We start from the raw sequence: 13115 nt of genomic DNA, 5'->3' as shown, positions 1-13115 counted from the left end.
ACCGTTCCATGAACGGAATCGAGATCCCCTTTCAAGGCGAGACGCTCTGTGCGCTGGGCTCCGGCGCGCTCTACTGGGCCGCGCGGGACCTGCTAATCGTCTCGGACCTGCATTTCGGCAAGTCCGAGCGCATCGCGCGCCGTCGCGGCACCATGCTGCCGCCCTACGAGACCCGCGCGACGCTGGAGCGGCTGGAGGCGGATCTTCTGGAAACGGGCGCTGGCGGCGTGCTCTGTTTGGGCGACAGCTTCGACGATCTCGACGCCGCGAACGGGCTGGACGGCGAGGACCGCGCGCATCTCGTCTCGCTGATCGAAGGACGCGCCTGGCACTGGGTCGAGGGCAATCACGATCCCGGACCGGCGGGACTGCCGGGCGAGCATCACGCCGAGCTGGTCATCGGTCCGCTCGTCTTCCGCCACATTGCCGAGCCGGGCGCGCGGGGCGAATTGTCAGGGCATTACCATCCCAAGCTCGGCTTGCCCGGTTGCGGCGGAACAAGGCCATGCTTCCTGTTCGACGCGGACCGAATGATCCTGCCTGCCTATGGCGCCTATACCGGCGGCATGCCCGCCACCGCACCGGAGTTCGCGGCGCTGATCGGCAGCCCGGCTTTCGCGGTGCTCACGGGTGCCAAGCCCCTGCTCGTCCCCTACCCCGCACGCAAGGGCACGGGGCGGGGACGCAGGCGCTTCTAGCCCGGGATCAGACCGTCAGCCCCTCGGGCTCTGGCAGGCCGTTCGCCCGACAAGCGGCGGTCAGCGTGTTGGCGAGCAGGCAGGCGATGGTCATCGGTCCGACACCGCCGGGCACCGGGGTGATCGCCCCCGCGACCTCGCGGGCTGCGTCGAAATCGACATCGCCCACGAGCCGTGTCTTGCCGCCCTCGGCCTCGACACGGTTGATGCCCACGTCGATCACCGTGGCGCCCGGCTTGATCCAGTCGCCCTTGATCATCTTGGGCCGGCCCACCGCCGCCACCACGATGTCGGCGCGGCGCACCACGTCGGCGATGTCCTTCGTACGGCTGTGCGCGATGCTTACCGTGCAGCTCTCGCCCAGCAGAAGATGCGCCATCGGCTTGCCGACGATGTTGGAGCGACCGATGACGATGGCCTCCTTGCCCGACATGTCACCCAGATGCTCGCGCAGCATCATCAGGCAACCCAGCGGCGTGCAGGGCACCATCGCCTTCTGCCCGGTGCCCAACAGGCCGACATTGGAGATGTGAAACCCGTCCACGTCCTTGGTCGGATCGATGGCGTTGATCACCGCGTCGGAATTCATGTGCCCAGGCAGCGGCAGCTGCACCAGGATGCCATGCACTGCCGGGTCGGCGTTCAGCTGCGCGATAAGCGCCAGCAGATCGGCCTCGGAGGTCTCTTCGGGCAGGCGATGCTCGAAGCTCTCCATGCCGACCTCGACCGTCATCCGGCCCTTGGACCGTACATAGACCTCGGAGGCCGCGTCGGAGCCGACCAGCACCACGGCGAGACCGGGGGTGATACCGTGATCGGTTTTCAACGCCGCGACCTGTTCGGCCACCCGGCTACGGATGTCGGCGGCGAAGGCCTTGCCGTCGATGATGGTGGCGCTCATTCGGCGTCTCCCTTGCCCAGAACCTCTTCCTCGCGTGCGATGAAATGCTCCATCATCTCGCGCCACAGCCGCTCCGCAAGGCCGGTATCGAGCCCCTCGGCATGGGCGCGGGCGATCACCTTGTCGAGCACGTCCTGCACCCGGCTCTCGATCCGCGCGGGCAGTCCCTCGCCCGGTTTCAGCTCGATCGCACGTTCGATCATCGTCGAGCGGCGCGCCAGCAAGCGCACCAGCTCCGCATCGATCGCGTCGATCTCGCGCCTGAGCGCCGCCATGTCGCCGATTTCGGCCGCTGCCGTCATTCGAAACCCTCCGAAAGCTCGTTCGGGGGCCTTTTCCCACAGTGCGGCGGCCTAGAACAGACCCTCGACATGGCCGGCTTCGCACAGGCGGATCTTCTCGGCGGCGGGGCGGCTCGGCAGGCCGGGCATGGTCATGATCTCGCCGCAGACCGCGACGACGAAGCCCGCCCCCGCCGACAGCCGCACCTCACGGACCGGCACGTCGTGGCCGGTAGGCGCGCCGCGACGGGTCGGATCGGTGGTGAAGGAATATTGCGTCTTGGCCATGCAGACCGGCAGATGGCCGTAGCCCTGTGCCTCCCAAGCATGGAGCTGGTCGCGGATCTTGGCATCCGCGATGGCCTGATCGGCGTGGTAGATGCGCCGGGCGATGGTGTCGATCTTGTCGAAGAGGCCCATCTCGTCCTCGTAGAGCGGTGCGAAGGCGGAAGCGCCGCTCTCGGCCAGCTTCACGACCCGCTCGGCCAGCGCCTCGGCGCCCTTGCCGCCCTCGGCCCAATGCCGGCACAGCACCGCCTCGGAGCCGTGCTGGTGAACATAGTCCATGACGGCCGCGATCTCCGCCTCGCTGTCGCCCGCGAAGTGGTTGATCGCCACGATCACCGGCACGCCGAAGCCCTTGAGATTGGCGAGGTGCCGCCCGAGATTGGCGCAGCCGCGCGCGACGGCCTCGGCATCCGGCGTGCCGAGATCCTCCTTGGCGGTGCCGCCATTCATCTTCAGCGCCCGGATCGTCGCCACCAGCACCGCCGCGTCGGGATGCAGACCGGCCTTGCGGCACTTGATGTCGAAGAACTTTTCCGCCCCCAGATCGGCGCCGAAGCCGGCCTCGGTCACCACGAAATCGGCAAGCTTGAGCGCCGTCCGGGTGGCAATGACCGAGTTGCAGCCATGCGCGATGTTGGCGAAAGGGCCGCCATGCACGAAGGCGGGGTTGTTCTCGAGCGTCTGCACGAGGTTGGGCTGCATCGCATCGCGCAGCAACACCGTCATCGCGCCATCGGCCTTGAGGTCGCGGGCAAAGACCGGCGACCTGTCACGCCTGTAGGCCACGATCATGTCGCCCAGCCGCCCTTGCAGATCGCGCAAATCGGTGGCGAGGCAGAGGATTGCCATGACTTCGGACGCGACGGTGATGTCGAACCCCGCCTCGCGCGGGAAACCGTTGGTCACGCCGCCAAGGCTCGCGGTGATCTGCCGCAGCGCCCGGTCGTTCATGTCGATCACCCGGCGCCATGTGATGCGGCGGGTGTCGATGTCGAGATCGTTGCCCCAGTAGATGTGGTTGTCGATCATCGCCGCGAGCAGGTTGTGGGCACTGGTGATCGCGTGGAAATCGCCGGTGAAATGGAGGTTCATCTCCTCCATCGGCACGATCTGCGCGTAACCGCCGCCTGCCGCCCCGCCCTTCATGCCGAAATTCGGCCCGAGCGAGGCTTCGCGGATGCAGATCGCGGCGCGGCGGCCGATCCGGTTGATCGCATCGCCTAGCCCAACGGTGGTGGTGGTCTTGCCTTCGCCGGCGGGGGTCGGATTGATCGCCGTCACCAGGATCAGCTTGCCATCGGGCTGGCCTTCGAGGCTGTCAATGAAGCGTTGCGAGATCTTGGCCTTGTCATGCCCGTAAGGCAGCAGGTCGGCCTCGCCGATGCCCAGCCGCGCGCCAATCTCCCGGATCGGCAGCTTGTCCGCCGCGCGGGCGATCTCGATATCCGATTTCTGCACCATGTCCGCTCTCCCCTCTCCCTGCCGTCCAGCCTCGCGATTGCGGGCCGGTCCGTGCCGCGTCGGCGCGACCCTTCTGCGTCCTTAAGCGTCGTTTCGGGCCTCGGGACGCCACGCCCTCTGGTCGGGCAGGTGCAGTCGCAGCGCATCGCCGGGGCGAAGCGTACCCGGACGCTCGACCCAGGCCGTGACCCCCCGTAGCCCCTTGGAGGCCTGCTTGAACGCCTTGCCATGGCCGGGACGGGCCGCTTCGATGGTCATTGCAGGGAACTGGCAGGGCCGGTTCTGCATGTCGACGACCAGCGTGCAGCCATCGGGCCCCTGTAGCCGTGCCGATGGCGGCAGGTGGCTGAAATCCGGCAGGCCCGCCACCACCACGGACGCACCGAGCCAAGCGGGGTCGAGCGCGTCCAGCCCCAGCCTCGCCGCGATCTCGTCCAGCTCCTCGGCCCCAAGCAGGCTGAGCTGGCGGGTGTTGCGGATCTCGGTGCCCTTGGAATGCTGCGCGGTGACGCGCGAACAGGAGGGCCGGGTCAGGCCGGCATGGACCTCTCCCTCCATACCGCCGAAGCCGAGGGGCATCTCGCTCAGCGCCTCGGTTTCGATCGGCGCGGCGTCGCGATGCGGCACGCGGCCCAGCCAAGTGATGCGGCCGGTATAACCGGTAGGGGCAAGGGCGGGCATGGAAACTCCTGCGATGGTTGCGTTCCTCATGCCAGTCCGCCCGGTATTGCTCAAGCGCGCATGAAAAGCCCCGGCGCCTTGCGGGGCCGGGGCTCTTTTCGATTCACGTGGAACGTCTGATCAGGCGCTGGGCTCGGGTAGCCCGCCATCCGTCGGCTTGGGCTTGCGCGTCTTCGGGATCGCGGTGATCGACGCGCCGCCGCCCTGCTCGGGCTTCTGGCTGTCGTCGTCATCGCCCCGGTTCAGCGGCTCGCCCGCGATCACGCGGGTGATCTCGTTGCCGGTTAGCGTCTCGTATTCGAGAAGACCCTGCGCCAGACGCTCCAGATCCTCGCGGCGCTCGGTCAGGATGCGCTTGGCGGTCTCGTAGCCCTCGTCGATGATCCGGCGAACCTCTTCGTCGATGATCTTCTGGGTCTCGGCCGAGTGGCTCGCCCCGCCGGAGTAGGAGCCGAGATAGCTCTGCTGCTCGTTGGCGTAGTCGATATGGCCGATCTTGTCCGAAAAGCCGAACTGCGTGACCATCGCACGGGCGATCTTGGTCACCTGCTGGATGTCCGAGGTAGCGCCCGAGGTCACGTTCTCCTTGCCGAAGATCAGCTCCTCGGCGACCTTGCCGCCCATCGCCATGGCGATCTTGGACTTGTACTTGGTGTAGGTGACCGAGAGCTGGTCGCGCTCGGGCAGCGACAGCACCAGACCGAGCGCACGGCCGCGCGGGATGATCGTCGCCTTGTGGATCGGGTCGTGCTGCGGGACGTTGAGGCCGACGATGGCGTGACCGGCCTCGTGATAGGCGGTCAGCTTCTTTTCGTCCTCGGTCATGACCATGGAGCGGCGCTCCGAGCCCATCATGACCTTGTCCTTGGCGTTCTCGAAATCGATCATCGTGACGAACCGGCGGCCGACACGTGCGGCCATCAGCGCCGCCTCGTTCACGAGGTTGGCAAGGTCCGCGCCCGAGAAGCCGGGCGTGCCGCGCGCGATGATGCGCAGGTCCACGTCGGGGCCAAGCGGCACCTTGCGGGCATGCACGCCGAGGATCTTCTCGCGGCCCTTGATGTCGGGGTTCGGCACCTGCACCTGGCGGTCGAAGCGGCCGGGGCGCAGCAGAGCCGGGTCGAGCACGTCGGGACGGTTGGTCGCCGCGACGATGATGATGCCCTCGTTCGCCTCGAAGCCGTCCATCTCGACCAAGAGCTGGTTCAGCGTCTGCTCGCGCTCGTCATTGCCGCCGCCATAGCCTACGCCACGCGACCGGCCCACGGCGTCGATCTCGTCGATGAACACGATGCAGGGCGCGTTCTTCTTGGCCTGCTCGAACATGTCGCGCACGCGGGAAGCACCAACGCCCACGAACATCTCGACAAAGTCGGAGCCCGAAATGGTGAAGAATGGCACGCCCGCCTCGCCCGCGATGGCGCGCGCCAGAAGCGTCTTACCGGTGCCCGGAGGGCCCACCAGCAGCGCACCCTTGGGGATCTTGCCGCCAAGGCGCGAGAACTTCTGCGGGTTGCGCAGGAATTCGACGATCTCTTCGAGTTCGTCCTTCGCCTCGTCGATGCCCGCCACGTCGTCGAAGGTGACACGGCCATGCTTTTCCGTGAGCAGCTTGGCACGGCTCTTTCCAAAGCCCATGGCACCGCCACGGCCACCGCCCTGCATCCGGTTCATGAAGTAGATCCAGACACCGATCAGCAGCAGGAAGGGCAACAGCGACAGCAGGAAGGTGGTGAAGCCCGACTGCTCCTGGCTGCGCGCGCTCACCGGGATGTCACGCTCGATCAAAAGCTGCGTGACCTCGGCATCCTCGGGCTTGATGGTGACGTAGTCGCGCCCGTCGGTACCGCGATAGCGCACTTCCTCGCCATCAAGCGTGACCTGCGACACGTTGCCGGTCTCCACCGCCTCGACGAAGTCGGAATAGTTGCGGGAATTCGACTGGAGCGTGGACTGCCCGCCGCTGAACAGGTTGAACAGCGCCAGGATCAGCAAGAAGAGCACGACCCAGAAGGCGATGTTGCGCGCGTTGCCCAAAGGATTTCCTCCGAAATTGGTTTGGCCGCGCTTAATGGCACGCGGACCATGGAATCAAGATAGAGATTGGCGCGGTATCTTCAATGCGGAAGCACCCGATAAGGGAAATCCGCGACAATCCGCGCGGACCATTCACCGGGCTCGCCGGCGCAGGGGGCTGCTACGAGCGTCTCGCCCCGCCAGACCGCCGGGCTGGCCAGCAGCGCCGCGCGCGGCAGCCCCAATTCGCGCCACTTGGGACAAAGCGGCATGCCCCTCTCCCCGAGCGCCGCGACATGCGCACCCGAAAGCTCGGGCCCCGACAGCTGCCAGCGCCCGTCCCACAAGGCATCGGGCTTGGCATCGGGCCCCGTTGCCGCGACCTCCCGGCTCAACCACAACGTGCCGCGCCAGGTCTCCAGCACGACGCCGCCCAGCGTGCGACGCCTGACACTCGCTCCGGCAAGGGCCGCCCGCAGCGCCTCGATCCGGGGACGGTAGTCGCTACCCGCGATCCAGCGCAGCGCAGCGGAGACCAGTCGCAGCCGTGTTTCCTCCGGAGCTTCGGTCAGGGCCCTTTGGTCGATCGCCACCGCCCCCGCCGCGAGATGCACGGCCCTGGCAGACAGCGTATCCGCGAGATGCTCCAGCGCCGCACGGGCCAAGGCCATCCGCTCGGCGGTGGCCACGAGGCCGTTCGGCGTCACCCCGACCGGCTCGAGCACCGTCAGGGCGCGGCGTGCCCGTACCCTTTGGAACCTTATATCGGCGTTGGAGGGGTCTTCGTCCCAACCGATGCCTCGGCTCTCCAGCCAATCCCTCAGTTCGACGCGACCGAGATCCAGCAAGGGGCGCAACCAGAGCAGCCCGGCCGCCGTGCGCGCTGGCGCCATGCCCGACAGCCCGTCGACGCCGGAGCCGCGCGCGAGCCGCATCAGGACGGTTTCGGCCTGATCGTCACGCGTGTGGCCAAGCGCCACCGCGTCGAGATTATGACGCCTGGCCCAATCCGCCAGCAACGCCTGCCGCGCGCGACGGGCCGCATCCTGCAGGTTGCCGCGCTCGTCCCAGCCGGTCCAGTCGAGGATCTCATGCGGCAGATCGAGGCGCGCGCAGGCCGCGGCCACGCGCTCGGCCTCGGCCCGCGCTTCGGGGCGCAGGCCGTGATCGACGGTCGCCACGCGGCAGGCCAGACCGCGCGCGCGAGCTGCGGGACCGATCATGTGCAGCAAAGCCATGGAATCGCCGCCCCCCGAAACGGCGAGACCGAGCCCGTTGCGGGGCCCGGTCTCAAGGCATCGGGTCGCGCTACGGACGAGATCGTCCGGTTCGGCGGTCACTGACAGGACAGGCTCTGCATCGCGGTCTGTGCCTCGGTCGCGGCCGGGTTGCCCGGAAAACGGGAGCCGACCTCGCCCAGCGTCACGCAGGCATCGGGCACCTGCCCCAGCGCCGCCAGCGACTGGCCGAGTTCCAGCAGCGCCTGCGCCGCGACCTTGCCGTCGGGATCGCCCGAGAAGCTGTCGAGATAGGCTCGTGCCGCGCCCGCGTTGTCGCCGAGACCGGAAAGCGCCTCGCCGCGCTTGTAAAGCGCCTCGGCGCTCAGCGCACCACCCGGGTAGGTCTGGAGATAGGCCGCAAACTGGTCAGCGGCGCCGCGAAAGTCACCTTGAGCGAGCGCCTCCGACGCCCGCTCGAAATCCGCCTTCTCGCCAATCGCCAGCGCGGGTCCGGAGCCGGTCGTGGCCGGCGCCGCAGGGGTGGGCACGTTCGAGGCGCTGTCGACACCACCGAGCGACGGCGTGTCGCCGAGCTGGCTGATGTCGCAGTTCTCGTCGAGCTCACAGATCCGGAATTCGAGATCGCCGACGCGGTTGGTGCCGTCGGTGGTGATCCGATTGATGCGGAACTCCAGCTCCTCGGTCTTCGAGGTCAACCCCTGAAGCTGCGCCTCGATGGCATTGAGCCGTTCGAGCGCGGAATTGCCGCCCACCGCCTGCGGTGCGGCACCGGTGGTGTTGAGCTCGCCCCTGAGCGACTGGATATCGCCATAGAGAACCGACAGTTCCTGACGGATGTCGGCGAGCGTCTTGTCCTGCCCCTGCGCAAGCCCCGCGGCCGGAGCCGCAAGGGCGCACAGGAGCGCGAGGCTGCGCAGGGGGGCCATCATCAGCTCAGCGCCCCGGCCGCGATCACGGTGACCGCGCGACGGTTCTGCGCGTAGCAGCTCGGATCGGAACAGGTCGCGACCGGGCGCTCCTTGCCGTAGGAGATCGTACGCAGGCGCGAGGCCGGCACGCCGCGCGAAATCAGGTATTCGCGCGCCGCGTTGGCGCGCCGCGCGCCGAGAGCCACGTTGTATTCGCGCGTGCCCTGCTCGTCGGCATGGCCCTCGATCACCGCGAGGTAGTCGGTGTTGGTCATCAGCCACTGGGCCTGGCCGTCCAGCGTTGCCATGGCCTCGGAGCTCAGCGTCGACTGGTCGACCGCGAACAGCACCCGGTCGCCGATGCTCTGAGCGAAGTACTCGGGGCTGTTGGGGTTGCCGGCGCCGAGGCCGCCCTGCCCGATCGCCGACTGGTCGAAACCGGCACCCATGCCGGCGCCGGCGCCCATGCCGTCGGCGCCCGCGCCTGCGCCGCCGCCGAAGCGGTCGGGCCGCGTGCAGGCCGAAAGAGCCAGCGCGCCGACGAGGATGGAAGCGGTGAGATACTTGTTCATGTGTTTGGTCCTGCCCCTCGAGGAGTGATTATTGGCATGCGTAGCACGGGGTCGCCCCCATGCAAACGCCGCGTCATTACTGCTGCAACGGTCCCCAGGACGGATCGGAGGCGAAGCCGCCCGTCGGCACCTGCTTGAGATTGCGGCCCGAGATGTCGACCGAATAGATCTGCGGCCCGCCCGAGGCGCCCTGCGTCTCGCGCGTGAACATCAGCACCCGCCCGTTCGGCGCCCAGGTCGGGCTCTCGTCGAGGAAGGAGGAGGTGAGCAGCCGCTCCTCGGAGCCGTCGGTGCGCATCACGCCGATATGGAACCGGCCCGCATTCTGCTTGGTGAAGGCGATCAGATCGCCGCGCGGCGACCAGACCGGGGAGCCGTAGCGCCCTTCGCCGAAGGAAATGCGCCGCGGCTCGCCGCCCGACGCGGGCATGACGTAGAGCTGCTGGGTGCCGGAACGGTCGCTCTCAAACACGATCTGGCTGCCATCGGGCGACAGCGAGGGCGAGGTTTCGATCGAGGGCGCCGAGGTGAGGCGACTATGCGAGCCGGAGCCGAGTTCGGTGCGGTAGATGTCGGTGTTGCCCCCCGTCGAAACCGAGTAGATCACCGCGCCGCCATCCTTAGAAAAGCGAGGGCTGAAAGCCATTTCGCCCTCGACCGTGGTGATCTGCCGTCGGCCGACGCTGGCCACGTCCAGAAGGTTGATCCGCGGGAAGCCGCTCTCATAGCTGGTATAGAGCACCCGGTCGCCATTGGGCGAGAAGCGCGGCGCTAGCACGAGCGAGTTGCTGTCGGTCAGGAATTGCCGGTTCTCGCCGTCGTAATCCATGATGCCGAGACGGCGGGCACGGTTGTCCTTGGGGCCGCTCTCGGAGACGAAGACGACGCGGCTGTCGAAATAGCCGCTCTCGCCGGTGATGCGCGAATAGACCGCGTCGGCCACCTTGTGACCCATGCGGCGCCAGCCGCCCGTGGTGCCCGCGAATTGCAGCCCCTCGCCCAGTTCGGCGCCGGTAAAGACGTCGTAGAGGCGGAACTTCACGGTAAGCTGGTCGCCATTGACGGCGACCGCCCCGGTGATCAGCGCCTGCGCGTTGATCGCGCGCCAGTCTGGATAGGCGACCGGGCTGGCGAAGCTCGCCGGCGTGGAGATGAAGGACGAGGCCGGGATTTCGCGGAACAGCCCGGTGCCGCTCAGATCCTGCGCCACGACGCGGGTGATGTCGGCGGCGATCTGCTCAGCACCGGCGGTCTCGGCCTGGAAGCCCGGCACGGCGAAGGGCAGCGGCTCGATCACGCCCTCGGAGATGGTGATCCGCAAGGGGCCGCTCTGGGCGGTCACGGGGGCGGGAAGCACGGTCGCCGCGACGAGCGGCGCCAGCAGAAGCGCGATGGTTCTGGTCAGCATCTTGGTCCTCGTTCCGTCAGGCCGCGGGGGTCTGGCGCCCCTTTGTGCGCAGCGGCGTGTGTTTGGGCAACGCCCCTTCGGGCGCGCGGGTTCAACGGTTTCGTGAGCGGGCCGAAACATCAGCGCATCCTCATGCCGGAAGGATCGAAGGTCATCTCGACCTCCTTCCACTGCTCGTACTTGTCGGCGGGCAGCACGTAACCGTCGCGCTGGCACCGCAGGATCGCGCGCCGGGCGGCTTGGAAGGCCGCCTCGATCGCGCCGTCGCTGCCGCCCGCGCCGGAAATGCGCCGCACGTCGCCCTGCACCCGCCCCTGCGGGTCGAGGTCGAAGGCCACGGTCAACGTCACCCGCGCGGCTTCGGAGCCGACATCGACGTTCCAGCACTGCTGCACCGCGAAGCGGAACGCATCCTGCTCGGCACCGGTCATCGGCGGGCCGGGATTGGCGGCGGCGGCCGGGGCCGATGGTGCAGGCGTCGAGGCCAGGGCCGCGGCCAGCGCATCCGCCACGGCGTCGCTCGTGTCGGTGCTCGGCGCCGGTTCGGGCTCGGGCGTGACGTTCTCGGAGGCGGCCGTCTGGGTCTGCGCCGGGGTTTCGGGTGCCGGTTCGGGTTCGGGGGCGGCGCGCGCGGGGCGCGACGGCGGGCGCGGCGCCGAAGGCGGCGCCAGCGCCGCCACCTGCGGCGCGGGCGGGGTTTCGGGCGCCGAGGCGGGCTCCTCGGCCTCGGTCACGATCTCGGTCGTGGCCTCCTCCGGCGCGGTGGCCTCTTCCTCGATCTCGGCTACCTCGGCGCTCTCGGCTTCGGGCGTCGCCGCCTCGCGCACGACATCGGCCACCTGCGCATCCGGCGGCGGCGGCGCGACGGCCTCAGGCGCCACGCGCGGCGCCGGGCGCGGCACCGGGCGCTCGGCGATCTCGGGCACCTGGGTCGGCGCGGGCGCGGCGGCAGGCGGCGGCGGCGGTGGAGCGATCTCCTCGGCCATCTCGGCCGGCGGCTCGGGCAGCGGCTCCGGCGCGGGCGGCGGCGGGGTCTCCTCGGCCGGTGCCTCGGGGGCGGGCGGCGGCGGTGCCGCCTCGGCCGGAGTCTCGACCGGTGTCTCGGGCGCGGGCGGGGTTTCCTCGACCACCGGGCTCTCAAGCGCGGGTGGCAGCTCGGTCTGCGGCTGCGGCGAGGTGGCGGCGACGAGAGCCGCGTATTCCTCGCCCGAGACCACGGAAACGGGTGCGACCTCGAAGTCCAGAGGCTCGCTGTCGAACCCCCAGCCCATGACGAGCCAGATGAGCAGGCCGGCATGGCCGATGCCCGAGATGTAGCCCCCCGTGCTCATCGCGAATGCCTCAGCCGCCCGAGGGCAGCGCGGTCGGCGCGCCTGCCCCGAAATCCGAGCCGCCGACATCCGTGACGAGACCGATATTCGAGAAGCCGCCAGCATTGAGCGCGCCCATCACCTCGGCGACCCGATCCCAGGCATTGGCGCCGTCGGCGCGCAGGAAGATGCGGTTGCTCGACCGCTCGGCGGCGATCGCCTGCAGCCGCGTGATCAGCTCGCCCTGCGGCACCTCGGTGGTCTGGATCAGCAGCCCGCCCTCAGCGGTGACAGTCACCGTCAGCGGCTCTTCCTCGTCGGAAGGCAGCGCCGAGGCGGCGGTCTGCGGCAGTTCCACCGGGATGCCCACGGTCATCAGCGGCGCCGCGACCATGAAGATGATCAGCAGCACCAGCATCACGTCCACGAAGGGCGTGATGTTGATCTCGGCCATCGGCTGCGCCCGGCCCCTGCGGCGTCCGCGGCGATTGCCGCCGCCGCCGCCCGATTTCATGACACCTGCGCCCATCTCAGCTGTCCAGCTGGCGCGACAGGATGGTCGAGAACTCGTCCGCGAAGGCTTCGTAACCGCCTAGCAGCCGGTCGGAATCGGCCGAGAGCTTGTTGTAGAAGATCACCGCCGGAATCGCGGCCATCAGGCCGAGGCCGGTGGCGAGCAGCGCCTCGGCGATGCCCGGCGCCACCACGGCGAGGTTGGTGTTCTGAGCCTCGGCGATCTCGATGAAGGCGTTCATAATGCCGAAGACCGTGCCGAACAGCCCCACGAAGGGCGCGGTCGAACCAGTCGTGGCGAGCACCGGCAGACCGCGCTGAAGCCGCGAGGCCTCCTTGGCGATGGCCACGTCCATGCCGCGGTCGATGCGCGCCTGCGCGCCGGCGATCAGCCCACCATCCTGGCGGTGCGAGCGGCGCCACTCGGTCATGCCGGCGGCGAAGATGCGCTGCGAGGCACCCCTCGGGTCGGCGCCGATCTCGTCGAACAGCTGGTCGAGCGGCTCGCCGGACCAGAAGGCGCGGTCAAAGCGCGCGGCCTCGGCGCGGGCGGCGCGGTACTGGATCACCTTGTCGACGATCACGGCCCAGCACCAGATCGAGGCCAGGATCAGCGCGATCATGACGAATTTGACGGTGATCGTCGCGCGGGCAAAGAGCCCCCACATCGAGAAGTCTACAACCTGATCCATCTGCCTGCTCTTTAGTGACGCGCGTGGCCTCTCGCGGGCCGCTAGTGGCGCGCATAACCGATCCGTGGCGCGAAATCCACTTCGCGCTTTGCACGGCGTCGTGACAGGCAACAGCCCTCCGCCTGTCGTCCCAACCCGGATCGGC

13 protein-coding genes are annotated in these 13115 nt (G+C 68.6%); 1 reads left to right on the top strand and 12 read right to left on the bottom strand.

The features are described 5' to 3' along the window. Positions 1-8 precede the first annotated feature (8 nt). Positions 9-698, top strand: coding sequence for a ligase-associated DNA damage response endonuclease PdeM (gene pdeM / locus LOS8367_RS01310; protein ID WP_085894639.1), 690 nt, complete (start codon positions 9-11; stop codon positions 696-698). A 7-nt stretch (positions 699-705) separates the two neighbouring features. On the opposite strand, the gene folD is transcribed toward pdeM, so the two are convergent. The 12 genes from folD to tolQ all read right to left on the bottom strand — a co-directional run bounded on the left by folD (position 706) and on the right by tolQ (position 12970). Then, complete coding sequence (gene folD, locus LOS8367_RS01305; protein WP_085894638.1) at positions 706-1599, bottom strand: bifunctional methylenetetrahydrofolate dehydrogenase/methenyltetrahydrofolate cyclohydrolase FolD; 894 nt, start codon at positions 1597-1599, stop codon at positions 706-708. Beyond that, positions 1596-1901 (bottom strand): chorismate mutase, encoded by a 306-nt coding sequence (locus LOS8367_RS01300; protein WP_085894637.1) that lies wholly within the window; start codon positions 1899-1901, stop codon positions 1596-1598. Before LOS8367_RS01300 ends, folD begins: the two co-directional genes overlap by 4 nt. Before the next feature lie 51 nt (positions 1902-1952). Beyond that, positions 1953-3629, bottom strand: a complete 1677-nt coding sequence (locus LOS8367_RS01295; RefSeq protein ID WP_085894636.1) for a formate--tetrahydrofolate ligase — start codon at positions 3627-3629, stop codon at positions 1953-1955. An 81-nt stretch (positions 3630-3710) separates the two neighbouring features. Next, entirely contained in the window at positions 3711-4310 is a 600-nt protein-coding gene (locus LOS8367_RS01290; RefSeq protein ID WP_085894635.1) for an MOSC domain-containing protein, read from the bottom strand. A gap of 120 nt (positions 4311-4430) precedes the next feature. Beyond that, positions 4431-6347, bottom strand: a complete 1917-nt coding sequence (gene ftsH / locus LOS8367_RS01285) for an ATP-dependent zinc metalloprotease FtsH (RefSeq protein ID WP_085894634.1) — start codon at positions 6345-6347, stop codon at positions 4431-4433. Between the two features lie 80 nt (positions 6348-6427). After that, positions 6428-7666 (bottom strand): tRNA lysidine(34) synthetase TilS, encoded by a 1239-nt coding sequence (gene tilS / locus LOS8367_RS01280; protein WP_278247954.1) that lies wholly within the window; start codon positions 7664-7666, stop codon positions 6428-6430. After that, entirely contained in the window at positions 7663-8496 is an 834-nt protein-coding gene (gene ybgF / locus LOS8367_RS01275) for a tol-pal system protein YbgF (protein WP_106535012.1), read from the bottom strand. The genes tilS and ybgF overlap by 4 nt, the downstream gene beginning before the upstream one ends. Further along, positions 8496-9047 carry a peptidoglycan-associated lipoprotein Pal gene (gene pal, locus LOS8367_RS01270; RefSeq protein WP_085894632.1) on the bottom strand — a complete coding sequence of 184 codons (552 nt, stop codon included), beginning with the start codon at positions 9045-9047 and terminating at the stop codon, positions 8496-8498. The genes ybgF and pal overlap by 1 nt, the downstream gene beginning before the upstream one ends. Positions 9048-9123: 76 nt before the next feature. Then, the gene (tolB, locus tag LOS8367_RS01265) at positions 9124-10455 is read right to left on the bottom strand and encodes a Tol-Pal system beta propeller repeat protein TolB (RefSeq protein WP_106535013.1); all 1332 of its coding nucleotides are present in this window, start codon (positions 10453-10455) and stop codon (positions 9124-9126) included. A gap of 119 nt (positions 10456-10574) precedes the next feature. After that, on the bottom strand, positions 10575-11786 hold the full coding sequence (tolA, locus tag LOS8367_RS01260) for a cell envelope integrity protein TolA (protein WP_085894631.1): 1212 nt from the start codon (positions 11784-11786) through the stop codon (positions 10575-10577). Positions 11787-11796: 10 nt separating this feature from the next. Continuing rightward, positions 11797-12294: an ExbD/TolR family protein gene (locus LOS8367_RS01255; RefSeq protein WP_085894630.1), complete on the bottom strand. Its 498-nt coding sequence runs from the start codon at positions 12292-12294 to the stop codon at positions 11797-11799. A 1-nt stretch (position 12295) separates the two neighbouring features. Beyond that, the gene (gene tolQ, locus LOS8367_RS01250; protein ID WP_207569209.1) at positions 12296-12970 is read right to left on the bottom strand and encodes a protein TolQ; all 675 of its coding nucleotides are present in this window, start codon (positions 12968-12970) and stop codon (positions 12296-12298) included. Positions 12971-13115 lie beyond the last annotated feature (145 nt).

It is taken from the genome of Limimaricola soesokkakensis, assembly GCF_900172345.1.
Classification (GTDB): domain Bacteria; phylum Pseudomonadota; class Alphaproteobacteria; order Rhodobacterales; family Rhodobacteraceae; genus Limimaricola; species Limimaricola soesokkakensis.
Note: the sequence above shows the minus strand (reverse complement) of the source record. Positions and strands in the feature narration are given on the sequence as shown.

Bases quoted from the DNA above. Each gene is read 5' to 3' on its own strand.
- pdeM (WP_085894639.1), top strand. From the start codon at position 9: ATGAACGGAATCGAGATCCCCTTTCAAGGCGAGACGCTCTGTGCGCTG.
- folD (WP_085894638.1), bottom strand. From the start codon at position 1,599: ATGAGCGCCACCATCATCGACGGCAAGGCCTTCGCCGCCGACATCCGT.
- LOS8367_RS01300 (WP_085894637.1), bottom strand. From the start codon at position 1,901: ATGACGGCAGCGGCCGAAATCGGCGACATGGCGGCGCTCAGGCGCGAG.
- LOS8367_RS01295 (WP_085894636.1), bottom strand. From the start codon at position 3,629: ATGGTGCAGAAATCGGATATCGAGATCGCCCGCGCGGCGGACAAGCTG.
- LOS8367_RS01290 (WP_085894635.1), bottom strand. From the start codon at position 4,310: ATGCCCGCCCTTGCCCCTACCGGTTATACCGGCCGCATCACTTGGCTG.
- ybgF (WP_106535012.1), bottom strand. From the start codon at position 8,496: ATGATGGCCCCCCTGCGCAGCCTCGCGCTCCTGTGCGCCCTTGCGGCT.
- pal (WP_085894632.1), bottom strand. From the start codon at position 9,047: ATGAACAAGTATCTCACCGCTTCCATCCTCGTCGGCGCGCTGGCTCTT.
- tolB (WP_106535013.1), bottom strand. From the start codon at position 10,455: ATGCTGACCAGAACCATCGCGCTTCTGCTGGCGCCGCTCGTCGCGGCG.
- tolA (WP_085894631.1), bottom strand. From the start codon at position 11,786: ATGAGCACGGGGGGCTACATCTCGGGCATCGGCCATGCCGGCCTGCTC.
- LOS8367_RS01255 (WP_085894630.1), bottom strand. From the start codon at position 12,294: ATGGGCGCAGGTGTCATGAAATCGGGCGGCGGCGGCGGCAATCGCCGC.
- tolQ (WP_207569209.1), bottom strand. From the start codon at position 12,970: ATGGATCAGGTTGTAGACTTCTCGATGTGGGGGCTCTTTGCCCGCGCG.